Raw genomic sequence first — 23,295 nt, forward strand, 5'->3', positions numbered from 1 at the left:
TTGATGGCGCAGATGCACCAGCCGGCCGACGGCACGGCCTGCCCCAGCTGCGAGGAGCCGGTGGAGCCCGGCGACCGGTTCTGCGGAGCCTGCGGGTACGACCTGTCGGCCGTTCCCGTACCGTCGCCGGACCGCCCCACCCTGGCCATCGGGGCACCCGTGGAGTGGCCGGCCGCCACCGGCGCCGACACGTCGGGCATGTCGCCGCGCACACAGCAGCCCGGGGACCTGCCCGGCACCGACTCCGACGGCGGTGAGCTGTCGGGCCCCGGCGTCCGCTACGACACCCCGCCCTCGGGCGACTTCGAGCTGGCGGCCCCGGAGCCCGCCATGGCCGCGCCGGCCGACCCGCGCGCCGCCGAGCTCCCGCCGGCCTCGGGGACCCCGGGGGCGTCGGGGGTGTCGGGCGGCAAGCTGTGCGTGGCCTGCCGGTCGGGTCACGTCGATCCCGACGGCTACTGCGAGCACTGCGGCCACGCCCAGCCGCGTGAACGCGACCACATGGAGCAGGAGCTCGAGTCGGTCGCCGCCGTCAGCGACCGCGGCCTGCGCCACCACCGCAACGAGGACGCGTTCGCGGTCTCCGCCACCTCCCTGCCGGACGGTTCGCCCGCCGTCGTCGCGGTCGTCTGCGACGGCGTCTCGTCGGCGACCCGACCCGACGAGGCGTCGGCGGCGGCCGCCCACGCGGCCAGCGAGCAGCTGCTCGACGCGCTGCCGCGCGGCACCCACCCGCAGCAGGCCATGCACGAGGCGATCGTCGCCGCCGCCACGGCGGTCAACTCCCTTGCCGCGGACGCCGGAAGCGAGGAGCCCGACCAGGGCAGCCGGCAGAACGCCCCGGCGTGCACGATCGTCAGCGCCGTCGCGGCCGGCGAACTGCTGGTCGTCGGCTGGGTCGGCGACAGCCGCGCCTACTGGGTGCCCGACGACCGCAGCGGCCCGCCCGCGCGGCTCACCGAGGACGACTCGTGGGCGGCGCAGATGGTCGCCGCCGGCCTGATGAACGAGGCCGAGGCGTACGCGGACGAGCGCGCGCACGCGATCACGGGCTGGCTGGGCGCCGACGCGTACGAACTGGAGCCGCACACCGCGTCGTTCAAGCCGGACCGCTCCGGCGTGGTCGTGGTCTGCACGGACGGCCTGTGGAACTACGCGGAGGGTGCGGAGGAGATGGCCCGGGCCGTCCCCGCCGACGCGGCCGAACGGCCGTTGCACAGCGCCCAGGTGCTGGTCGGCCACGCCCTCGACGGCGGTGGCCACGACAACGTCACCGTGGCGGTGCTGCCGTTCGCGGTCCCGGCCGAAGGGGCGGCACCGGCCTGAGCGGTGGCCGCCCGGGCCCTGCCCGCTCCTTTGTCGACCACGCCCTGACCGCTCCACGCCCGGACCGCCCCGACCGACCCGTCCTCACGACCGGGCCGCAACGGTCCACCGGGCCGCGCCGCGCGCCCCGCCCCGACCTGTCCCGACCGTCCTGACCTGTCCCGACTCTCTGCCCAGGTGGAGCCCCCGAGGAGCCGATACAGATGGCCGTTTTCTCCAAGTCCCAGGTGCCGCAGTTCTCGGTCGACGTCTACCAGAACGAATACCTTCCGGAGGGCGGCCGCGAGGTCAACGCGATCGTCACCGTGACCGCGACCGGCGGCGGCACCACCGGCGGCGTGCCGCTGCCCCGGGCGACGCCGACGCCCTCGTCCGTACCGGACCGGGCGGCGCCGGCCGCCGGGGTCGTGATCATGGTGGACTGCTCCGGCTCCATGGACTACCCGCCGACGAAGATGCGCAACGCCCGCGACGCCACGGCCGCCGCCGTCGACACGCTGCGCGACGGCGTCGCGTTCGCCGTGGTCGCGGGCACCCACAAGGCGGTCGATGTCTATCCGGGCGGGGGGCGGCTCGCCGTCGCCGATCCGGCCACCCGGGCCCAGGCCAAGGACGCGCTGCGCCGGCTGAGCGCGGGCGGCGGCACCGCGATCGGCACCTGGCTGCAGCTGACCGACCGCCTGCTCTCCTCCGCGGACCTGGCCATCCGCCACGGCATCCTGCTCACCGACGGCCGCAACGAGCACGAGTCGCCCCAGGATCTGCGGGCCGCGCTGGAGGCGTACGCGGGACGGTTCACCTGCGACGCCCGCGGAGTCGGCACGGACTGGGAGGTCAAAGAGGTCACCGGCATCGCCTCCGCGCTGCTCGGCACGGCCGACATCGTCGCCGATCCCAGCGGCCTGACCGCCGACTTCACGCGGATGATCGAGAACGCGATGGGCAAGGGGGTCGCGGACGTGGCGCTGCGGCTGTGGACGCCCGTCGGCGTGGAGATCGCTTTCGTCAAGCAGGTCGCGCCGACGGTGGAGGACCTCACCGGGCGGCGTACCGAGGCCGGGCCCCGGGCCGGCGACTATCCGACCGGTTCCTGGGGCGACGAGTCGCGCGACTACCACGTGTGCGTGAGAGTCCCGGAGGCGGGAATCGGCCAGGAGATGCTGGCGGCCCGCGTCTCGCTGATCGTCCCGGCGGCGGACGGCGGCGCTCCCGAGGTCCTGTCCCATGGGCTCGTACGGGCGGTCTGGACGGACGACATGGCGGCGTCGACCTCGATCAACCCGCAGGTCGCGCACTACACCGGCCAGGCGGAACTGGCCCAGGTCATCCAGCAGGGTCTGGACGCCCGCAAGGCGGGCGACGTCGACGGCGCGACGGCCAAACTGGGGCGTGCCGTGCAGCTCGCGGCGCATTCGGGAAACGAGGACACTGCGAAACTGCTTTCGAAGGTGGTGGACGTCGTCGATGCGGCGACGGGTACTGTGCGACTGAAGGCGAAGGTCGCGGAGGCGGACGAGATGACTCTCGAGACGCGCTCCACCAAGACGGTTCGCGTGAAGAAGTAGACACGAACAGCACGCCCGAGCAGACGTGATCGGCCCTGGGGCCGGAGAAGGAGAGGGGGACGCGCCGACATGCCGACCTGCCCGAACGGACACCAGTCGGGTTCCGACGACTGGTGCGAGGTCTGTGGCCACCGCATGGCCGGTCCTGGCGCTCCCCCGGGAGCCGTTCCGCCACCGCCTCCGCCGTCCTACGGCTACCCGCGCCCGGGCGGCGATCCGAACGCCACGGCCCAGGCCGAGCTCTGCCCTCAGTGCCGTACGCCCCGTGAGGCCATGGCCCCGTTCTGCGAGGAGTGCCGGTACAACTTCCTCACGAACACGGCCACGTCGTACACGCCGCTGTCGCCGCCTCAGCAGCCCAGCCTGAACCTCCCGCCGGGCTTCCAGGCACAGCCCGGGCCGCCCTCGCCGCCGCCGCACCACGGCCCGCCGCCGCACCACGGCCCGCCGCCGCACCAGGGACCGCCGCCGCATCAAGGACCGCCGCCCGGCCCGCCGCCGCACCAGGGACCGCCGCCGCATCAAGGACCGCCGCCCGGCCCGCCGCCGCACCAGGGACCGCCGCCGCATCAAGGACCGCCGCCCGGCCCGCCGCCCCACCAGGGGCCGCCCCCTCCGCAGCAGCAGCGTGACCCGTTCGAGTACCAGGGCTCGCGGCCGTCGCAGATGAACCGGCCCGCCGAGCCGCTGGGCCAGGAGCCGTCCGGGCCGCAGCTGCCTCCGCAGGCGTTCCAGCAGGGCGGTCCGCCGCCCCCGCCGCCCGCGTTCCAGCAGTCCGGTCCTCCCGCTCCGCCCGCCTTCCAGCAGTCCGGTCCCCCCGCTCCGCCCGCGCCGCCGCAGCCTCAGCACACGGGCGGGGACGACGACTGGATGCTGCCGCCGCCGTCGCGCACGCAGTCGCCCCCGCCGCCGGCGCCCCAGAGCCCGCAGGCACCCCAAGGGCCACAGGCACCGGCGCCATTCCAGCAGCAGGGCGGGCAGTCTCCGCTGTTCCCGGGCGGGCCGGCCCCGATGGGCTGGACGGCCGTGATCGGGCCCGACCGCGAGTACTTCATGGCGATGATGCAGCGCAGCGGCCCGGAGGCCACGGGGCTCAACCTGCCCGCGTACTCCCCCGAGCAGCGCCTGCCGCTCACCGGCACGCAGGTCACCATCGGCCGCCGCAGGCACTCGACGGGCGAGTCCCCGGACATCGACCTGTCCGTGCCGCCGGAGGACCCGGGCGTCTCGCACCAGCACGCGGTGCTGGTCCAGCAGCCGGACGGCTCCTGGGCCGTCGTCGACCAGAACTCGACGAACGGCACGACGCTCAACGGCGCCGAGGACCCGATCCAGCCCTATGTCCCTGTCCCGCTGAACGACGGTGACCGGGTCCACGTCGGCGCCTGGACGACGATCACTGTCCACCGCGGCTGAAGTCCCCCGCCCCCGACCGGGCCACCGGTCCGGGGGCGGCCCACGTGCTGCCGGTCCCCCGCCCCCCGCCGTCAGGCGGACGGGCCGAGCGGCCAGACGTACGGGCCCTCGGGGTCGTCCAGCCAGGCCCACTGGTGGTCGGCGGTGACGGTGACCCCGAAGCGGTTGCGCTCGGGGCGGCGTTCGCGCTCCCACAGCGACATGACCTCGCGGGGGTCCAGGCTGTTCGCGGTCAGACTGAGCAGGAAGCGGAACAGGTCGTTCTCGATCGCGCGCCGGGGCAGTCCGCCCGCTCGCGTCTCCGGCGGCGGCGCCCCGCCGCGCAACGGTACGAAGAAGGCCGAGGTCCGCAGGAAGCGCCCCTCGGCGCTGCGCCCCTCCGGACCTTCGCGCACCCGAAGCCTGATGACCCCGGTCGACAGCGGAGCGACGATCCGGGCGCCGGGGTTGCACTGCGGCAGCCACTCGCGCGGCACCGACGGCAGCGTGCAGGTCGCGATGACGCAGTCGAAGGGCGCGCGCTCCGGGCACCCCCTCGCTCCGTCGCCGGTAACCACGGTGGGCCGGTAGCCGGCCGCGGCCAGATGCGTGCGGGCGGCCTCGGTGATCTCGGGGTCCAGGTCGACGGTGGTGACCGCCTCGTCGCCGAGGCGGTGCGCGAGCAGGGCGGCGTTGTAGCCGGTGCCCGCGCCGATCTCCAGGGCCCTGTCCCCGTCGCGTACGCCGAGGGCCTGGAGCATCTCGGCCATCAGCGAGGGCTGGCTGGAGGAGGAGACCAGTTCGCCGTCCCGGACCCGGGTGGCGAGCGGCTGGTCCGCGTAGGCCCCGCGGAGCCAGCGGGCCTGCTGCTCGGGGTCGGGGTCCTCGCACCACAGGCGTTCGTACGTGCCGGTCCGGCCGATGAAGTAGTACGGCACGAACAGATGCCGGGGCACCTGCTCGAACGCGGTCCGCCAGGCGGGATCGGTCAGCTCGCCGGCGGCCACGATGCGGCGCACGAGAGCGGAGCGCGCCTCGGCGCCCGGCTCGGCGAATCGGTCCGCGTGTGCAGCCATGCCTCCACTCTCCTGCGCCCGTGGCGGCGAGGCGAGCGTCCCGGCCGGGCGCGGCGTCGCGGACCCGGCGCGTTCGCGGGCCCAGCCCGGAAGGACCGGACCGCCGCGCCCCCGGCACGGTCGGGCCGTGGCGGGTCCGGCACGGTCGAGCGGGGCCCGGAGGGGGCGGACCTAGGGCCTCCGTCCTCGGCCGGTGCGTCTGAGAGCATGGACGGTGCCGCATTCTCCGGGGGACGGCCCCCCGGCCCCCGGCAGACACCACTCGGGGCGTGCCAGAGACACATTGCGAGGCTCATCCAGGTGAACGAGATTCCGCGCGGGACGCTTCAGGAGCAGACCTTCTACGAGCAGGTCGGCGGCGAGGAGACCTTCCGGCGCCTCGTCCACCGGTTCTACCAGGGTGTCGCCGAGGACCCGCTGCTGCGCCCGATGTACCCGGAGGAGGACCTCGGTCCCGCCGAGGAACGGCTCGCGCTCTTCCTGATCCAGTACTGGGGCGGGCCGCGCACCTACAGCGACAACCGCGGCCATCCCCGGCTGCGGATGCGGCACGCGCCGTTCACCGTCGACCGGGCGGCGCACGACGCGTGGCTGCGGCACATGCGGGTGGCGGTCGACGAGCTCGGCCTGTCCGAGGAGCACGAGCAGCAGCTCTGGGACTACCTCGCCTACGCCGCGGCCTCCATGGTCAACACGCCGGACCAGTAACTCACCGAGCCACCAGGGCGCCCCTTCCGCGCGGAATCCGATCGTCCGTCGCCGGATAACGGTCACGATCAGATCAAGGTCGGGCTGCAAGCGGTTTCCACGCGCCGGTGTCCTCTGAAAGCATTTCGCCAAGGGTGCTTCGGGGGAATCCGGCTGGGTGGGGGACGTGTGACGGGGTTCGTACTACTGCGCGTCGGAGCACACCGTCTGCTTCTCGCCGCGGCCCTGCTCGCGGTCGTCCTGACGACCTGCGTCCTCGCCGCGCTCACCGCGTTCTCCGGCTCGGTCGGCGACGCCGCGCTGCGCCACACGCTCGGCGGCCGGGAAGCGGCGAACGCCTCGCTCGTCGTCACCGCCCAGGTCCCCGGCGAACGGCGCGCGTCCGCCCACGAGGCCGTCGTCCGCGGCGCGCGGACGTCGTTCGGCGGCCTGCCGGTGACCGTACGGAAGCTGGAGCGTTCGGGGCCGTACGCGCTGCCGCGCTCGCTCCAGGCGCCCGAGGCCCGCAAGGGCGAACCGGACCTGACGCACTTCGCCGCCCTCGACGCGACCCGCGTCAGGACGGTGGCCGGGGCGCTGCCCGGCCCCGCCGGTGACGGCCCCGTCCCGGTGGCGCTGCCCGAGACGGCCGCCGAGCTGCTGGATGTGCGGCCGGAGGCGCTGCTCACCCTCACCGACCGGCTCACGGAGAAGCCGCTGAAGGTCAGGGTCACCGGCGTGTACCGGGCAACGGACCCGGCCGATCCGTACTGGCAGCTCGACTCGCTCGGCGGGCGCGGCGTGCGCACCGTCGTCTTCACCACCTACGGGCCCCTGCTCGCCGATCCGTCGGTGCTCGCCTCGGGCCGCGCCACCGCCGGGGAGACGGCGTGGCTGGCCACCGCGGACTTCCGCACGGTCGGCACCGACCGGATCGGTGCCCTGCGCTCGGCGGCAGGGCGCGGACCCGAACAGCTCGCCCGTGACCCGGCGTTCGGGGGCGCGCCGACCGTGCGGACAAAGCTGCCGACCGTTCTGGCACAGAGCGAGCGCGCACTGCTGGTGGCGCGTTCCACCCTGCTGATCGTCGCCGTGCAGCTGGTGGTGCTCGCCGCGTACACCCTGCTGCTGGTGGCCCGGATGCTGAGCAGCGAACGCGCGGGCGAGACCGGCCTGTTGCGCGCCCGGGGCGCGTCCCGGGGCCGGATCGCGGCGCTCGCCGCGATCGAGGCGGCGCTGCTGGCGCTGCCCGCCGCGGTCTGCGCGCCGCTGCTGGCGGGCCCCCTGACGCGGCTGCTGGCCGAGCACTCGGCGCTGACGCGTGCCGGACTGCGCCTCGGCGAGGCGCCGACCGCGCAGGTCTGGCTGGTGGCCGGTGCGGTCGCGGTGTGCTGTGCCGCGGCGGTGGTGGCACCCGCTCTGGCCGCGACGGGTGACGGGCCGCGGCGCGGGCGCGGCCGCGCCCTGCCCGCGCCGGTCAGGGCCGGAGCCGATGTGGCGCTGCTGGCCGTCGCGGTGGTGGCGTACTGGCAGCTCGACCGCCGGACCGGCGCCACCGGCGGGGGCGCGCTCAGCGGCGACCGCGAGGGCGACCTCGGCGTCGACCCCCTGCTGGTGGCGGCGCCCGCCCTCGCGCTCCTCGCGGGCACGGTGCTGACGCTGCGTCTGCTGCCGCCCGTGGCGAAGCTCGCCGAACGCCGGGCGGCCGGCGGCCGGGGTCTGTCCGTGGCGCTGGCGGGCTGGCAGTTCAGCCGCAGGCCACTGCGCGGCGCGGGCCCGGTCCTGCTGCTGGTGCTGGCGGTCGCGATGGGCATGCTGGCGGTCGGGCAGAGCGCGTCGTGGGACCGTTCGCAGCGCGACCAGGCCGACTTCAGGGCGGGCGCGTCGGTCCGTGTGACGGACGACGGGACGGGCGGGCCGGGGGACGCCGGCCTGTACGCATCCCTGGCCGGTGTGCGTACGGCCGCTCCGGCGCACCGGGCGGCGCTCCCGCTGTCCGGCGACCGCACGGCCACCGTCCTCGCGCTGGACACGGCCGACGCGGACGAAGGGCTGTTGATGCGCGGCGACCTGGCATTGGAGGAACCGGCCGCGCTGCTGGCCGCCCTCGCCCCGGCGAAGAGCGCCAGGGCGGGCCTGCTCCTGCCGGACGACACCCGCCGCGTCACGCTGGACGTGCATCTCACGAACGAGGGCACGCGGTCCGGGCCGTCGCCCGGCGGTCTCTCGCTCAGGGCCGTCGCGGTCTTCGAGGACCGTCATGGGACGGCCCACCGGACGTCCGCCGGCGAACTGCCCGTCGACGGCCGCGTCCATCCGGTGACCCTGGACCTGGACGGGACCGCATCGGGCGGACGGGCCGCTCCCGCCGGGCCTCTCGCGCTGACCGGCCTGCGGCTGCTCGACGCCCCGGTCCCGACGAAGGCCGAGCGGCACCGCCTGAGCGTCGAACGGGTCCTGGCGGCGGGCCCGGAGGGGGGCTTCCGCCCCGTCGAGGTTCCCTCGGGGCTGCGCTGGGCGGGCACGTACACCGAGACTTGGGGCCGCGAGGCGCAGAAGCCGGTTCCGGTGCGCGCCGACGAGCCGGGGGCGAAACCGCTGAGCGTGGGGTACGAGGCCGGTCCGGCGCCGGTTGTGACCGACGACCCGTGGAGTCCCGCGGCCGAATTCGCCGTCCAGGTCGCCGCGGTGCGCCCGGCGGCGCCGCAGCGGATCCCGGCGGTGGCGACGGACGCCTTCCTCGACGCGTCGGGTGCGAAACGCGGCGACAGCGTCGACGTCGCCCTGGGCGGTGAGGAAGTCCGCGTGACGATCGTCCGGGCCGTGCGGCAGCTGCCGACGACCGGGCCCGCGGCCGTGACGGCCGGCGGCCGGGTCCCGTCCGGGCAGGACGGTGACCAGGCCGCGGACGGCGGCGGGCTGCTGCTCGACCTCCGTACGGTCAACGAGGCCCTCGCCCGGCTCTCGGGCACATCGCTGCGGCCCACCGAGTGGTGGCTGAGCACCGCCGTCGGCAAGGCCGCCCCGGCGGCCGCGGAGCTGCGGGCCCGCCCCGACGCGGAGCCGGACCAGGTGCTGGTACGCGACGAGACGGCCGGTGACCTGCTGGGCGACCCGCTCGGGGCCGGGCCGCGCTCAGCGCTGCTCGCGGTCGCCGTGGTGGCGGTGGCGCTGGCCGCGGTCGGTTTCGCGGTGAGCGCGGCGGGGTCGCTGCGCGAGCGGGCGGCGGAGTTCGCCGTGCTCCGCGCACTCGGCACGCCGCGGCGCCGGCTGGCCCGGCTGGTGGCCGCCGAACAGAGCGTGCTGATCGGCATCGCGCTGCTGGTGGGCCTGGCCCTCGGCACGGTGCTGACCCGGGCGGTGGTGCCCCTTCTGGTCCTGACCGGGCAGGCCACGCAGCCGGTTCCGCGGGTCCTGGTGGAGCTGCCGGCGGACCGGGTGGGTCTGCTGCTCGCCGCCGTCGCCGCGCTGCCGCTGGTGACGGTCGCCGTCATCGCCCTGCGCCGCGCCGATCCCGCGGTGACGCTGCGCCACCAGGGGGACAACTGACATGGCCACGAACCCCGCCGGCCGCCGGCCCGGTACGCAAGCGAAGGAGACATCCCCCGTGGGCGCGCACCGCCGCTTCGTCGCCCCCTGGGTCAGGACCCGGCTGCGCACGGCGCCCGGCGCGGCTCTCGCCTTCGGTCTCCTCGTACTGCTCACGTCGTTCCTGGCCGCCGCGTTCCCCCGTGCCGTGGACGCCTACGAGAACAGCGGGCTGCGCCATGACGTCACCGCGGCCGCGCCGTCCCGGAGCGGACTGGAACTGACCACTCCGCCGCCTCCCATCGAACGGCCCGAGGCCGCGCGGGAGGCCTCACTGCTGCCCGCGCGGCTCGGCCCCCTCCACCGCCGGGTGCTCGGTCTGCTCCCCGAGCCGCTGCGCGCCGATCCCGGCCAGTCGGCGTACGGGGTGCGGACCACGAAGTCCCTGGTCGCCCGCGACCGGTGGCTGCCGCGCCCCGACACCAAGGACCCGGAGTTCACGCTGGCCGCGCACAGCGGCCTCGCCGAGCACGCCACCGTGAGCGAGGGCCGGCTGCCACGCGTCACGGGGAAGGTGACCTCCGCGACGAGGGAGGTCGAGGCGGTCGTCACGGCCCGGACGGCGAAGACGCTGAACATCAGGACCGGTTCGGTCGTCCACCTCGGCGACCCGGCCGGGACGGTCCTGTCGGCACGGGTGACCGGAATCGTCGAACCCCGCGAGCCCGGGGGCGGTTACTGGTCCCACGACTCGCTGCTGCGCACCCCCGGACTCGACTCCACGCCGACCACCCTGCCCCAGGTCTACTGGAAGGGCGCGCTCCTGATCGCCCCCGAGGCGGCGCCCGCGCTGCTCGGCACCACCGGGAATCCACAGCCCTACTGGCGGATCGCGCCCGCCACCGCCCATCTCACCGCCGCCGACGTGCCCCGGCTGACCAGCCGTGTCGCCTCCCTGGAGGACGGCCCCGATCTGCTGAGACTCAAGGAGGCCGTGGACGAGAACGCCGAGCTGACGACGGACCTGGACGGCGTCCTCGCGTCCTACGGCTCGATGCGGTCCGCCATCGCGCCGGTGGTCGCCGTCGCCGCGATCGGCGTCGGCGCCGTCGCCACGGTCGTGGTCCTCATGACGGGCGGGCTGTTCGCCGCCCGCCGACGCGGTGAGATCGCCCTGCTGCGCTCGCGCGGCGGATCGCTGCGGGGCATCGGCGGCCGACTGCTCGCCGAGACCGCCGTCGTCACCGTGCCCGCCGCGGCCGCCGGTCTCCTGGCCGCGGTCCTCGCGGTGGACGACGCCCGCCTGCCGTACGCCGCGCTCGGCTCCGGGGCCGTCGCCCTGGTCGCCTGCGCCGCCCTCCCCGTCCGCGCGATGGCGCAGCACCGGGTGGCGCGCGCCCACCGGGGACGCGACGACCTGATGCTGGCACGGCCCTCCGGCCGCCGCAAGGTTGCCGAGGTGACCCTGCTCGTCCTGGCGGTGGGCGCGGTGGTCGCGCTGCGCCGCCGCGGCACCTCCGACGCGGGCGACCACCTGGTCAGTGCCGCGCCGGTCCTGGTCGCCCTGATCGCCGCGCTCGTTCTCGTACGGCTGTATCCGCTGCCGCTGCGCTGGGCCGCGCGCCCCGCCGCGCGGCTGCGCGGCGCGGTCGGGTTCCTGTCGCTGGCCCGTGCGGGACGTTCGTCGGCGATCGGCGCGCTTCCGCTGCTCGCGCTGCTGGTGGCACTGACGACGGCGGGCTTCGGCGGTTCGGTGCTCGCGGGTGTCGACGACGCGCGGGCGCGGGCGGCGCTGCTGGCCACCGGCGCGGACGCCCGGATCTCCGGGGACGGCGACGCGGTGGCGCTGCCGGAGGGCGCGACGCGGGCCGTGCGCGAGGTGTCCGGCGTGCGGACGGTGACCACCGTGCAGATCGAGCACGCGCTCAGGCTGCCGGCCAGGGACGACGCCCTGACGACCCCGCCCGCCGCGTCGCTCGTCGGCGTGGAGCCGAAGGCGTACGCGGCGCTCTCCCGCGGGCTGGACCTCGGCCCGTTCCCTGCGGACACGCTGCGCGCCACCGGCAGCGCGTCGCCCGTACTGCGGGCCGTCGCCTCGCCGGGCGTCGCCGAGTGGCTGGGCAGGGGACCGCACCGGATCAGCTCGCTGGCGGGCGAGTTCACGGTGGAGGTCGCGGCCGTACGGGAGCGCACGCCGGCCGTGTCGTCGGCGGACTTCCTGATCGTCGACGGCTCCCGGCTGACCCACCGCGCGCCCACCGCCCTGCTCGCCACCGGCGACGCGGTGGACGGACGGGCGCTGCGGGCCGCCGTGCGCGACCTGGACAAGGACCTCACCGTACGGCTGCGCGCCGAGGCACGGGCCTCCTTCACGGACTCGCCCCTGCAGTCGGGCGCGGAACGCATCTACGCGGCCGCGATCGGCGCGGGCGCGGGGTACGCCGTCCTCGCGCTGCTGCTGTCGCTGCTGCAGTCGGCACCGGAACGCACCACGCTCCTCGCCCGGCTGCGCACCATGGGGCTGACCACTCGGCAGGGGCGGCAGCTGCTGGGCCTCGAAGCGCTCCCCCCGGCGCTGCTCGCCGCGTCCGGCGGCGTACTCGTCGGCCTGGCCACGATCCGGCTGCTCGCTCCCGGCGTCGACCTGGTCCGCCTGGCGCTGGCCGCCGCACCGGACGTCGCGCCGGTGGACGGCGCCACGCTGCGGGCCGACGCCTGGTCGCTGGCTCTGCCCGCGGCCGGTGTGGTGCTGCTGACCGCGGCGGTCACCGGGGCGCAGGCCTGGTGGACGGGGCGCCGCGGATCCGTCAACGAACTCAGGGCAGGAGACATGCGATGACCGACACGACCCTGGAGGAGCTCGAGCGCCGGGTCGCGACCCGGCGCGAGAGGCCCTCGTACGGGCACGACGCGCTGATCACCTGCGACCGGCTGGTCCGGGTGTTCTCCGCGGACGGCGTCGAGGTGCAGGCCCTGCAGGGGCTCGACCTCCTGGTGAAGGAGGGCGAGTTGATGGCCCTGGTCGGCGCGTCGGGCAGCGGCAAGTCGACCCTGATGAACATCCTCGCCGGTCTCGACGTGCCCACCGCGGGCGCGGCGCGCGTCGCGGGCTGCGACCTGCTCGCGATGGACGCCGGGGCCCGGCTGCGCTACCGCCGCGAGGTGGTGGGCTTCGTGTGGCAGCAGACGGCCCGCAACCTGCTGCCGTACCTGACGGCGGCCCAGAATGTAGCCCTGCCGATGCAGTTGCGGGGCCGGAGCCGGCACAAGGCGGAGCGCGTCCAGGAGTTGCTGACGATGCTGGGCGCCGCCGACTGCGCGGACCGCCGTCCGCAACACCTGTCCGGCGGCCAGCAGCAGCGTGTCGCGATCGCTGTCGCGCTCGCGAACTCCCCCTCGGTCCTGCTCGCGGACGAGCCCACGGGCGAGCTCGACTCGGCGACCGGCGAACAGGTCTTCGCCGCGTTCCGCCGCGCGAACGAGGAGCTGGGCACGACGATCGTGATCGTCACCCACGACCAGGCGGTCGCGAGCGAGGTCCGCCGCACGGTCGCCATACGCGACGGCCGCACCTCCTCCGAGGTGCTGCGCCGCACGGAGGTCGACGCGGCGACGGGCCAGGAATCGGTGGTGGCCCGCGAGTACGCGATGCTGGACCGCGCCGGCCGCCTCCAGCTCCCCGCGGAGTACACGTCGGCGCTGGGCATGGCGGACCGCGTGGCCCTGGAACTCGAACCGGACCACATCGCCATCCGGCCGGACGACACGACGCCAACCCCCTGACGCACACGCGCCGCGCAGTGGGCGCGGGGGGCGCGGGGCAGCGCGGGGGGCGCGCCCCGTCGGCACAGCGGGCACGCGGGAAGGGCCCACCCCGGGCCCCTCACGCGCCGCGAAGCCGGCGCGCGGGGCGGGCCGCACAGCGGCCTCGCTGGAACGCCCGTCCAGGGCCTGCCCACGCGCCGCGAAGCGGCCGCACCGGGAGTTACGGGCGAAGCCCTCGGGTCCCCGCAGGGTTGCGCACGGCGCAGCCCCCCGAACAGAACGCCCCGTCCGGGGCAGCCCACGCGCCGCGAAGCCGGCGCGCCGGGAGTCACGGGGGCCAAGCCCCCGGGTCCCGTCAGGGTTTCGGGAAGGGGCGGGGCGGGGGAAACCACACGCACCACACAGCGCCCCAGGCCAGCCCACGCACCACGCAACGGCCCGCCGAGGGGTCACGGGGGCCGAGCCAAGCCCCCGGGTCCCGCAGGGACGCCCCGTCGTCAGGCCGTCGGCCGCACCGGCGTCACACTCAACCCGCCCAGCCCGTTCGTCCGCACCGCCACCGACCCGAACGGCGTCCGCAGCCTCAGCCACGTGCCCGCCGACAGCAGCGCCACCGGCACTCCCGGGCGCAGGAACCCGAGCGCCTGCGCCGCGTGCACGGCGCGCAGCGTCAGGCCCGTGCCGCCCACCGTCCGCGACCAGATCTCGCGGCCGATGCGGTCCCGCTCGGCGCGCGTGCGCCGCTCCGCCGGCAGTGCCTCGTCCCGCGCGCGGAACTCCGCGACGGCCGCGGCCACCGCGCCCCGCATCGCCTGCACGTCCGGCAGCCCCGCCAGCTCGCGCCAGCCGCCGCGCGGCGGCAGCACGCCGGCCCAGGGCGGCCCGGTCACCGCGCCGGGCACCGTGAACTCCGCGCCGCCCAGCGACTCCAGCAGCTCCCCCGCCGACACGGTGACATCGAGCTCGACGGGCTCGGCCAGCCGCGCCGTACGGATCGCGAGCACCTCGAAGGAGGGCGGGCGTCCGAAGACGGCGAGTGCACCGCTGCCGGCCTGCAGCCTGACCGCGGCGGCGCGGTCGTAGTGGATCAGCCGGGCGAGGAAGGCGGCGAGATCGTCCGCCTCCCTCGCGTCGGCGAGGTGCAGGCTCTGCACGGGTACGGACATGGGCACGGTCATACGACGAGGGCGTCCTCGGGCTTCTCGTCCCGAGCGTCCCCGGCGGCGCCGCTGCGGGCGCCGTCGTCGAGGTACTTCTGGAGGAACGACTTCTCCTCCGCGCTGATCCGGCGCGGCCTGCCCTCGGCCAGGTTGAAGGGGACGACGACGGTCGAGGCCCGCACGTACACCTGCGCGGGGTCGTCCGCCTCCTTCACCTCGTAGGCGATGGTCAGCGACGCCGCGGCGATCTTGGTGACCCACGACTCGATGACAACCGGCTCGTGGCGGTGGACCAGCGGCCGCACGTAGTCGATCTCGTGGCGGGCGACGACCGATCCGCCGGAGAAGGACGGCGAACCGTCCCCCGGCGCCAGCCGGAACATGAAGTCGATCCGCGCCTCTTCCAGATACCGCAGGAAGACGACGTTGTTGACGTGCCCGAAGGCGTCCATGTCCGACCAGCGCAGGGGGCAGCGGTAGATGTGGCGAGCCATGCGCTGCCTCAGCCCCGGGTGAGCTTCTTGTAGGTGGCACGGTGCGGACGAGCCGCGTCCGGGCCGAGACGCTCGATCTTGTTCTTCTCGTACGACTCGAAGTTGCCCTCGAACCAGAACCACTTGGAATCGCCCTCGTACGCCAGGATGTGCGTGGCGACGCGGTCGAGGAACCAGCGGTCGTGGGAGACGACCACGGCCGCACCGGGGAACTCCAGCAGCGCGTTCTCCAGGGAGGACAGGGTCTCCACGTCGAGGTCGTTGGTCGGCTCGTCGAGGAGGAGCAGGTTGCCGCCCTGCTTGAGGGTGAGCGCGAGGTTCAGGCGGTTGCGCTCACCGCCGGAGAGGACCCCGGCCGGCTTCTGCTGGTCCGGGCCCTTGAAGCCGAAGGCGCTCACGTAGGCGCGGGACGGCATCTCGACCTGGCCGACGTTGATGTAGTCCAGCTCGTCGGAGACGACGGCCCACAGCGTCTTCTTGGCGTCGATGTTGGCGCGGCTCTGGTCGACGTACGAGATCTTGACGGTCTCGCCGACCTTGATCGTGCCCGAGTCCGGCTTCTCCAGGCCCTGGATCATCTTGAACAGGGTCGTCTTGCCGGCGCCGTTCGGGCCGATCACGCCGACGATGCCGTTGCGCGGGAGCGTGAAGGACAGGTCGTCGATGAGGACCTTGTCGCCGAACGCCTTGTTCAGGTTCTCGACCTCGACGACGACGGAGCCCAGACGCGGGCCCGGCGGAATCTGGATCTCCTCGAAGTCCAGCTTCCGCATCTTGTCGGCCTCGGCGGCCATCTCCTCGTAACGCGCCAGACGCGCCTTGGACTTGGCCTGCCGCCCCTTCGCGTTGGAGCGGACCCACTCCAGCTCTTCCTTGAGGCGCTTCTGCCGCTTGGCGTCCTTCTGGCCCTCGACCTTGAGGCGGGAGGCCTTGTTCTCCAGGTACGTGGAGTAGTTGCCCTCGTACGGGTGGGCGCGGCCGCGGTCCAGCTCGAGGATCCACTCGGCGACGTTGTCGAGGAAGTAGCGGTCGTGGGTGATGGCGACGACGGTGCCGGCGTACTTGGCGAGGTGCGCCTCCAGCCACTGCACCGACTCGGCGTCGAGGTGGTTGGTGGGCTCGTCGAGGAGCAGCAGGTCGGGGGCCTCGAGGAGAAGCTTGCACAGGGCGACGCGGCGCTTCTCACCACCGGAGAGGTTGGTGACGGGCCAGTCGGCGGGCGGGCAGCCCAGGGCGTCCATGGCCTGCTCGAGCTGGGCATCGAGGTCCCACGCGTTTGCGTGGTCCAGCTCCTCCTGGAGCTTGCCCATCTCCTCCATCAGCTCGTCCGTGTAGTCGGTCGCCATCTGCTCGGCGATCTCGTTGAAGCGGTCGAGCTTGCCCTTGACCTCGGCGACGCCCTGCTGGACGTTCTCCAGGACGGTCTTGGACTCGTCGAGCGGCGGCTCCTGCAGGAGGATGCCGACGGAGTAGCCGGGCGAGAGGAAGGCGTCACCGTTGGACGGCTGCTCCAGACCCGCCATGATCTTCAGCACGGTGGACTTACCGGCGCCGTTGGGGCCGACCACACCGATCTTCGCACCGGGCAGGAAGCTCAGCGTCACGTCATCGAGGATGACCTTGTCGCCGTGCGCCTTGCGCGTCTTGCGCATCGTGTAGATGTACTCAGCCAAGAGAAACCGTCCGGCAAGCAGTGGGTGGGCAGATACACCCATCTTGCCGTACGCCGCCCCCCGGACGGAAACCGCGCCCCGGCCGACGCGGGAGGGCCCCCGCACGCGACGGGAGACGGCCCCCGCACGCGACGCGCGAGGGGCCCGGCACGTCTCCCGTGCCGGGCCCCTCCCTCAGCGCTGTGTCACACTGCGCGGTCGTTCACTCACTCGCCGGCGGCCGACGCCTTCTTGCGGAGGAAGAACACCGCACCGCCGCCGATCAGCACCAGCACGATCGCGATGCCCGCGATCATCGGCGTGGCGCTCGAGCCGCCGGTCTCCGCGAGGTCACCCTCGGGGCCCTCGGAGCCCGCGGACGTGCCGCCGGCCGACGCCGGGCTGGGCTGGGACGACGGGGTCTCGGTGCCCGGCTGCGGCGTGCCCGTGGTCTTGCAGTCCAGGACGCCCTTGAAGTTCTTCTCGAAGCCACCGGGGCCGGTGATCGTGAAGTCGTACGCCTGGTCCTCGGCGACCGGCACGGTCACGGTCCGGGACTCCCCGGCCGGGATGGTGTGCTTGATGCCGGCCAGCTCGAAGGTGAACGGGGAGTCGCCCTTGTTGCCCGCCGTGATGTCCACGCCGCCCTTGGCGCAGTTCTTCTCCGCGGTGACGGACGGGATGGCGCCCGTCTTCGCCCACGTCGCGGTCGCGGTCGCGGAGACCGTGGACTGGCTGGACCCGGCCAGGATCTGGGTCTGGCTCTTGCTCGCGCTGGCGAACGCGCGTCCCACCGGAACCGACATGGTCGCCTGGGCGGTCAGCGAGGCCGTCCCGTCGGCCGCGCCCGCGGGAACGTCGAAGTACAGCTTGCTGCCGTCGACCGCGGAGGTGAGCGGCTTGCCCGCCTCGTCCGTGATCTTGACGCCGCTGGCGGCGGCGTCGACCGGCGGCGTGACGGTGACCTGACCGGCGTCGGTACGCACCGTCACCGGGCCGAGCCTGCTGCCCGCCTTGCCGGAGACCGCGTTCGGCTCGAGGCTCAGCGAGGCCGTGGGCTCGGCGAGGTCCTCGGCGGACTTCTCCAGCCAGTCGGCCAGCTTCTCGGCCTCGGGGTCGACCGCCGTGACATCGGCGCCGTCCGAGAAGCGCCAGATGGCGACCTGGGTGCCAGCCGCCGCGGTCTCGGCGGTCAGCGAACCGGCCTGCGCACCCTTGGCCAGCACGGCCAGGTCGTCGACCTGCGGGTAGGAGTGCTGCAGGATCCAGCGGATCTTGCCCGCGTCCTTGTTGGTGCGGAGCGACGTCTGGTCCCAGGGAGTCTCCAGGTACTTGGCCTGGGACTGGGTCGGGTTGTGGATGTCGATGCAGTACGTCTTGAGCTGACCGCCGCCGTCGACGGTCATCTCGAAGAGCCCGGCGGAGATCTCCTCGTTCTTGCCGTCGTTGTGCAGAAGCGCCTTGTCGAACGTCTTCAGCCCGTCGAGGGTGGCGACGGCGCCCCCCTGGTGCTGGGTGCCGTCGTCGGCGGCGGCCATGCCCGCGCCGGCGAGGGAGCCTGTGGCGATCAGGCCCGATACGAGGGCCGCCGCGGCAAGACGCGCGGCGCGCCGCCTGCGTACAGCGGACGCAGAGAACACAGCAAACACAGCAGAATTCCCCTCTGGGCGAGAACTTCGCGTGTGACGCGTGGGGGAAGTGTCTCGCCAACTAACTCAAGTGCCCCGTGAGTACGCGGGAATCCTATGGACGGCGCGCAGCCCGGTCCCCCGTCATGTCATCAGATAACCATTCCGACTCGTAATCGTTATCACGGTCGGTCAATTCACCCCCTGATCACCCGTTTTACCGGGCCGCGCCCACTGCGCGGCGTAGTCGGCCCGCCCTCAACTCCCTTTCAGGTGACGGCAACCGGCTCCCTCGCCCGCCGGGGCGTGCCCGGCTCCTTCGGCTCGCCCGGCCCCCCGCCCCGGGCCGCCGGCACCGACTCGCCCCTCGCCACCCGCCGGAACGCCGCCGTCCCGCGCGTCAGGTCGTGCCCCGCCGCCAGCGCGTCGATGTCCACGAACGTCCGCCGCCTGCCGTCCCCGTCCTCCTCGCGCACCTTCAACCTGCCGTGCACCACGAGCGGTTCACCCACCGAGACGGAACCTGCCAGATTCGCCGCGAGCGACCGCCAGGCGAAGACGGTGTAGAAGCTCGTCGGCCCGTCCGTCCAGGTGCCGTTCTGCCGGTCCCACCGCCGCGACGGCACCGCGAAACGGAACCGCGCCATCCCTCCCGTGGCCGTTTCCCGGTACTCCACATTCGTGGCCACATTCCCGACCACCGTCACCGTGGTGTCGTTCATGACGGTCACCTCCCCGTCCGGTCGCATTGCCCGATCGCTGTCTTCCGGGCTCCATGCTGGACCGGACGGAGAAGACCCGCGGACGCCTGTGGACGGGCGTCCCGTTGTGGACAACCCCGTCACCCGATGCGGGTACGCACCCTTCCGTGCCCCGCACCCGGCCGTGTCGTCCCCGACACCGTCGCGTACTGCTCCCGCACCTCGCGGTAGCGCATGAGCTCCGCCGAGATCGGGTCGAGCACCTTGGCCCTGCCGCAGCCCGCGGCCGCCTCCTGCAGCGCGCGTCTGACGTCCTGGCCGTATCTCCTGGCCGGCCCCTTGGCGGCCGCCGCACACGCCCACTCCACCAGCGGGCCGCCCACGATGCCCGCGAGCATCACCAGCACCGGCGGGATCAGCCCCGGCTCCAGCACGCCGACGATCTGGCCCACCAGCCACAGACCGCCGAAGATCTGAAGCAGCGTCATCGACGCCTGGGCCAGCACCGCGGCCGGCCACCACGCCGGGCGCTGCGGCCGTCCGCTCGTCGCCGCGGCCTCGCGCGTCGCCAGCTCGTCCAGTGCCTCGGGCAACCCCTGCGCGCCCCGTACCGCCGCCTCCCGCACCGCCTGCGCCCACGGGGCGGGCAGCCCGCGCGACGCCTCGCCGGCGACCGTGCGGACCGCCTGCTCGACCCGCTGGCGCGCGGTCGGCTCCTCCTCCACCGGAGTGGCACGCGGCTCCAGGGCCGCCCCCGGCATGCGCTTGCGCTCGTACCAGCGCCACAGCCGCAGCCAGGGCGTCCCGCACGCCCGCGACGCGTTCCTGCGCCACTCCCGCTCCGCGGCCTCCCCGGCCGCCGTCGCGCCGATCGCGTCCGCGAGCCGGGCCGAGAAGTCGTCGCGGGCGCGCTCGCCCAGACCCGTCCGGCCGTCGGCGACGTACACGGGGCGCAGCTTCGCCGCCGCCGCGTCCACGTCCGCGGACAACCGCAGCGCCGCCGCCTCGCGCCCCTGCACGAACTCGCCGATCATCTCGCGCAGTTCGCCCACGCCCTCGCCCGTCAGCGCGGACAGCGGCAGAACCCTGGCGCCCGGTTCACCGTGCTCTCCCAGAGCCACGCCGTCCTCGTCCAGGAGCCGCCGCAGGTCGTCGAGGACCTGGTCGGCGGCCTCGCCGGGGAGCCGGTCGATCTGGTTGAGCACCACGAACGTGATCTCGGCGTGCCCGGCGAGCGGCCTCAGGTAGCGCTCGTGCAGGGCAGCATCCGCGTACTTCTCGGGGTCGACGACCCAGATCACGGCGTCGACGAGCGCGAGCACCCGGTCGACCTGCTCCCGGTGCTGCACGAGGGCCGAGTCGTGGTCGGGCAGGTCGATCAGCACCAGCCCGTGCAACTGCTCGTCGCCGTCGCCGCCCGCGAGCGGCCTTCGGCGCAGCCGGCCCGGGATGGCGAGCCGGTCCAGCAGCCCGGCGGCGCCGTCCGACCATGTGCAGGCGATGGGCGCCGACGTGGTCGGCCTGCGCAGCCCGGTCTCCGCGATGCGCACTCCGGCGAGCGCGTTGAAGAGGGTCGACTTGCCGCTGCCCGTCGCGCCGGCGATGGCGACCACCGTGTGACGGGAGGAGAGCCGCTGGCGGGCGGCGGCCTCGTCGAGGACCCGGCCTGCCTCCGCGAGGGTGCGGCCGTCCAGGCGGGTCTGGGACAGCCCCAGAAGTTCACGCAGCGCGTTCAGTCGGTCGCGCAGCGGTCCGCCGTAGGCTCCGCCGATCGGCAGGTGGTCGTGCCCGTCCTCCGAGGCGGCACCGCCACGGTGACCGGGCTCGTCCTCGCCGGGTTCCGCGTCGTCCGGGTCGGGTCCGTCGGACCTCGGCTCGGCACGGCGTGCGATGAGCCCGTCGTCCCAGCGGCCACCGGCCTCCTTGCCGCCTGCCCCCTCCGCAGCGCTGCCCGCCTTCTCGTGCACAGCCCCGTTCGGGGTTCCGGCGACGGCCTCGTTCCCCGTCTCGTTGTGGTCGTCGGTGACGGCGGTCACCCGCGCTCACCTCTCCTTCTGCAGTAGGGACAGCGCGGCGATCAGCTCGGCCTGCGGCTCGGGGGTCACTTCCAGGGCGTCCAGGGGCGCCAGGCGGCGGTCCCGTTCGCCGTGCAGTACGGCGTCGATGGACGTCGAGACCAGCTCACCGCCCTTGTCGCGCAGCCTCAGCGCGCCCTGGGCGCCCATCCGTTCGGCCAGCCGCTCCCCCGCACCGCGGGCGCGGCGGCCGCCGAGCAGCGCGGTGGCGAGCAGCGCGGCGACGGTCTCGGCGTCGGGGGCGGCGTTGCGCTCCATCCCCCGTACCTCCTCCTCGGCGATCTCCTCGAGCACCCGCCGCCAGCGGCGCACGGCCATCCCGATCCGCTCGCTCGCCTCCAGATCGACGCGGCGGTGCGGGGTGACGGCCGCCGCGGCCGGCTCGCGCCGCCAGGCGCTGTGCACCTGCTCGTCGGCGGCGGCCACGGCGCACTGCAGGAGCGCGGACAGGCTGGCGACGAGTGCGTCGAGCAGTTCGGCCGCCGTGCTGTCGCGGGGATAGCCGCGCCAGCGGGTGCGCGCGTCCCCGGAGAGCACAGCACCGGCACGCAGCTGCTCCCGCACGCGCTCGCGCTGCTTCTCGTACGCCTCCTCCACGGCGCCCGTGAGCCGTACGGCCGCCGCGTACTGAGCCGCGACAGCGCTCGCGAGCTCCGGCATCCGCGCGTCCAGGGAGGCGAGAACGCCGCCCGCGGTGCGCCCGAGCGCCTGCTGGCGGGCGGCCGGGTCCTGCGCCCGGTGGGCCAGCCAGGACAGCAGGGGCGCGACGGCGGTGGTGGGCAGCAGCCCGTTGCCGGCGCCCGCGGACTCGGGCAGCTCGGGGATGGTGAACCGCGGCACATGGCCGAGCCCCGCCTTGGTCAGCAGCGCCGCGTACTGGCGCGAGACCTCGTCGACGACCTGGTGCGGCACCCGGTCCAGCACGGTGATCAGCGTGGCGTCGTACTCCTTCGCCGTACGCAGCAGATGCCACGGAACGGCGTCCGCGTACCGCGAGGCGGTGGTCACCATGACCCATACGTCGGCGGCGCAGATCAACTCGGCGGCCAGCAGACGGTTCTCCACGACGAGCGAGTCGACGTCGGGCGCGTCGAGGAGGGCGAGGCCGCGCGGGAGGGTGGACGCGGTCTCGATCCGCAGCGCCTTCTCGTTCGCGGGCTGATTCCCGGTCCTGCCCTGCCGCCCGGGCCCGTCCCGCTCCCCCTGCTCCTCGGCGGGGGGCATCCAGACGCGGGTGAGCTCCGGGAGCACCCGCAAACCGGCGAACCAGTGGTGGTCGTCGGGGTGGCAGACGAGGACAGGGGTCCGCGTGGTGGGCCGCAGCACCCCGGCCTCGCTGACCTTCCTGCCCGCAAGGGAGTTGACGAGGGTGGACTTCCCGGCACCGGTGGATCCGCCGATCACGGCGAGCAGCGGGGCGTCCGGGTCCTTGAGGCGGGGCACCAGATAGTCGTCGAGCTGCGCGAGCAGCTCGACACGCGTCTGCCGGGCGCGGGGCGCGCCGGGAAGAGGGAGCGGCAGACGCACGGCGGCGACACGGTCGCGCAGGGCGGAAAGTGCGTCGATCAGCTGAGGCCGTGCATCCAAGGTCACCACATGCGAAGAATGCCCAATTTGATCGACTTTTTGAAGCGTATGGGCCTCTCTGCGCGCCGGTAGGACAGACGGAACACATGGGGCGAGTGGGACGCAGGCATAACGAGTGCACAACACCCGCGACGCCAGGCGTCAAAAGCGGTGCACGAATCGCACCTGCCTGCGATTATCGGTTCGCTTCACCGAACCTCCACATCGTGCCACGCAGGTGAGGCAACCGGGCCAAGGTGATCGGAGCCCTATCCTTGACCCCGGCAGGTCGGACGACCCGATTGGGGCTCTGCCCGCAAGGCCGCTTCCGGCCCCCGTAGCTCAGTGGATAGAGCAGGCGCCTTCTAAGCGCTTGGCCGCAGGTTCGAGTCCTGCCGGGGGCGCACCGTCCGCACCACCGCAAGGCCCTCCCACCGGGAGGGCCTTTTTGCTGGTCAGCGGCACTCTAACGGGCGGGGCGTAGAGGAGACGTGAGCGCCGGACCACCCTCGGATGATCACGAGGGAGATCCGGCGCTGTCCGGCTGATGCCGGGTTTCTGCGGGTGGCCCTGTCGAATACGCGTCGAAGTTTTCGGGGGTGGCTCAGCGATCTTCCGTCAGGTCGGGGAGGTCTCCCCCGGCCTCGATCCGCCTCTGGTGATCCCTGAGCTGACCG

Annotated in this window: 15 protein-coding genes and 1 tRNA gene; 8 read left to right on the plus strand and 8 right to left on the minus strand. The window is 74.2% G+C overall.

What is annotated here, in order from left to right; all coding sequences use genetic code 11:
• Positions 1-3: 3 nt before the first annotated feature.
• The 3 genes from HW130_RS19315 to HW130_RS19325 all read left to right on the plus strand — a co-directional run bounded on the left by HW130_RS19315 (position 4) and on the right by HW130_RS19325 (position 4,307).
• Positions 4-1,326, plus strand: coding sequence for a PP2C family serine/threonine-protein phosphatase (locus HW130_RS19315; RefSeq protein WP_177150883.1), 1,323 nt, complete (start codon positions 4-6; stop codon positions 1,324-1,326).
• 203 nt (positions 1,327-1,529) lie between these two features.
• Positions 1,530-2,891, plus strand: coding sequence for a VWA domain-containing protein (locus HW130_RS19320; protein WP_177150884.1), 1,362 nt, complete (start codon positions 1,530-1,532; stop codon positions 2,889-2,891).
• A gap of 69 nt (positions 2,892-2,960) precedes the next feature.
• Positions 2,961-4,307 (plus strand): FHA domain-containing protein, encoded by a 1,347-nt coding sequence (locus HW130_RS19325; protein ID WP_177150885.1) that lies wholly within the window; start codon positions 2,961-2,963, stop codon positions 4,305-4,307.
• Positions 4,308-4,378: 71 nt separating this feature from the next.
• Here HW130_RS19325 and HW130_RS19330 read toward each other — a convergent pair whose 3' ends face one another.
• Positions 4,379-5,362 carry a methyltransferase domain-containing protein gene (locus HW130_RS19330; RefSeq protein ID WP_177150886.1) on the minus strand — a complete coding sequence of 328 codons (984 nt, stop codon included), beginning with the start codon at positions 5,360-5,362 and terminating at the stop codon, positions 4,379-4,381.
• Between the two features lie 300 nt (positions 5,363-5,662).
• Here HW130_RS19330 and HW130_RS19335 point away from each other — a divergent pair, with 300 nt between their 5' ends.
• From HW130_RS19335 to HW130_RS19350, 4 genes are all read left to right on the plus strand, one after another.
• A complete protein-coding gene (locus HW130_RS19335; protein WP_177150887.1) occupies positions 5,663-6,070 on the plus strand; it encodes a globin in 408 nt (135 codons plus the stop codon).
• A gap of 168 nt (positions 6,071-6,238) precedes the next feature.
• Entirely contained in the window at positions 6,239-9,598 is a 3,360-nt protein-coding gene (locus HW130_RS19340) for an ABC transporter permease (RefSeq protein WP_177150888.1), read from the plus strand.
• A gap of 1 nt (position 9,599) precedes the next feature.
• Complete coding sequence (locus tag HW130_RS19345) at positions 9,600-12,416, plus strand: ABC transporter permease (protein ID WP_256356180.1); 2,817 nt, start codon at positions 9,600-9,602, stop codon at positions 12,414-12,416.
• On the plus strand, positions 12,413-13,360 hold the full coding sequence (locus HW130_RS19350; protein WP_177150890.1) for an ABC transporter ATP-binding protein: 948 nt from the start codon (positions 12,413-12,415) through the stop codon (positions 13,358-13,360). Before HW130_RS19345 ends, HW130_RS19350 begins: the two co-directional genes overlap by 4 nt.
• 479 nt (positions 13,361-13,839) lie before the next feature.
• On the opposite strand, the gene HW130_RS19355 is transcribed toward HW130_RS19350, so the two are convergent.
• The 7 genes from HW130_RS19355 to HW130_RS19385 form a co-directional block, all read right to left on the minus strand.
• Complete coding sequence (locus HW130_RS19355; protein ID WP_177150954.1) at positions 13,840-14,508, minus strand: hypothetical protein; 669 nt, start codon at positions 14,506-14,508, stop codon at positions 13,840-13,842.
• A gap of 8 nt (positions 14,509-14,516) precedes the next feature.
• The gene (locus HW130_RS19360; protein ID WP_177150891.1) at positions 14,517-14,996 is read right to left on the minus strand and encodes a thioesterase family protein; all 480 of its coding nucleotides are present in this window, start codon (positions 14,994-14,996) and stop codon (positions 14,517-14,519) included.
• An 8-nt stretch (positions 14,997-15,004) separates the two neighbouring features.
• Positions 15,005-16,669, minus strand: coding sequence for an energy-dependent translational throttle protein EttA (gene ettA, locus HW130_RS19365; protein WP_177150892.1), 1,665 nt, complete (start codon positions 16,667-16,669; stop codon positions 15,005-15,007).
• A gap of 206 nt (positions 16,670-16,875) precedes the next feature.
• Positions 16,876-18,288, minus strand: coding sequence for an LAETG motif-containing sortase-dependent surface protein (locus tag HW130_RS19370; protein WP_309140482.1), 1,413 nt, complete (start codon positions 18,286-18,288; stop codon positions 16,876-16,878).
• Positions 18,289-18,545: 257 nt separating this feature from the next.
• Positions 18,546-18,998 (minus strand): single-stranded DNA-binding protein, encoded by a 453-nt coding sequence (locus tag HW130_RS19375; protein ID WP_256356181.1) that lies wholly within the window; start codon positions 18,996-18,998, stop codon positions 18,546-18,548.
• 119 nt (positions 18,999-19,117) lie between these two features.
• Positions 19,118-21,013 (minus strand): GTP-binding protein, encoded by a 1,896-nt coding sequence (locus HW130_RS19380; RefSeq protein WP_375256551.1) that lies wholly within the window; start codon positions 21,011-21,013, stop codon positions 19,118-19,120.
• Between the two features lie 6 nt (positions 21,014-21,019).
• Positions 21,020-22,639, minus strand: a complete 1,620-nt coding sequence (locus tag HW130_RS19385; RefSeq protein ID WP_177150893.1) for a dynamin family protein — start codon at positions 22,637-22,639, stop codon at positions 21,020-21,022.
• Between the two features lie 310 nt (positions 22,640-22,949).
• On the opposite strand from HW130_RS19385, the gene HW130_RS19390 reads away from it, so the two are divergent.
• Positions 22,950-23,022 (plus strand) — tRNA-Arg (locus HW130_RS19390).
• The last annotated feature ends 273 nt before the right edge of the window (positions 23,023-23,295 follow it).

Source organism: Streptomyces sp. PKU-EA00015 (assembly GCF_013387495.1).
Lineage (GTDB): Bacteria > Actinomycetota > Actinomycetes > Streptomycetales > Streptomycetaceae > Streptomyces.

Excerpts from the sequence above, each read along its gene's own strand:
- HW130_RS19315 (WP_177150883.1), top strand. The coding sequence starts at position 4 with ATGGCGCAGATGCACCAGCCGGCCGACGGCACGGCCTGCCCCAGCTGC.
- HW130_RS19320 (WP_177150884.1), top strand. The coding sequence starts at position 1,530 with ATGGCCGTTTTCTCCAAGTCCCAGGTGCCGCAGTTCTCGGTCGACGTC.
- HW130_RS19325 (WP_177150885.1), top strand. The coding sequence starts at position 2,961 with ATGCCGACCTGCCCGAACGGACACCAGTCGGGTTCCGACGACTGGTGC.
- HW130_RS19330 (WP_177150886.1), bottom strand. The coding sequence starts at position 5,362 with ATGGCTGCACACGCGGACCGATTCGCCGAGCCGGGCGCCGAGGCGCGC.
- HW130_RS19345 (WP_256356180.1), top strand. The coding sequence starts at position 9,600 with ATGGCCACGAACCCCGCCGGCCGCCGGCCCGGTACGCAAGCGAAGGAG.
- HW130_RS19350 (WP_177150890.1), top strand. The coding sequence starts at position 12,413 with ATGACCGACACGACCCTGGAGGAGCTCGAGCGCCGGGTCGCGACCCGG.
- HW130_RS19355 (WP_177150954.1), bottom strand. The coding sequence starts at position 14,508 with ATGTCCGTACCCGTGCAGAGCCTGCACCTCGCCGACGCGAGGGAGGCG.
- HW130_RS19360 (WP_177150891.1), bottom strand. The coding sequence starts at position 14,996 with ATGGCTCGCCACATCTACCGCTGCCCCCTGCGCTGGTCGGACATGGAC.
- HW130_RS19375 (WP_256356181.1), bottom strand. The coding sequence starts at position 18,998 with ATGAACGACACCACGGTGACGGTGGTCGGGAATGTGGCCACGAATGTG.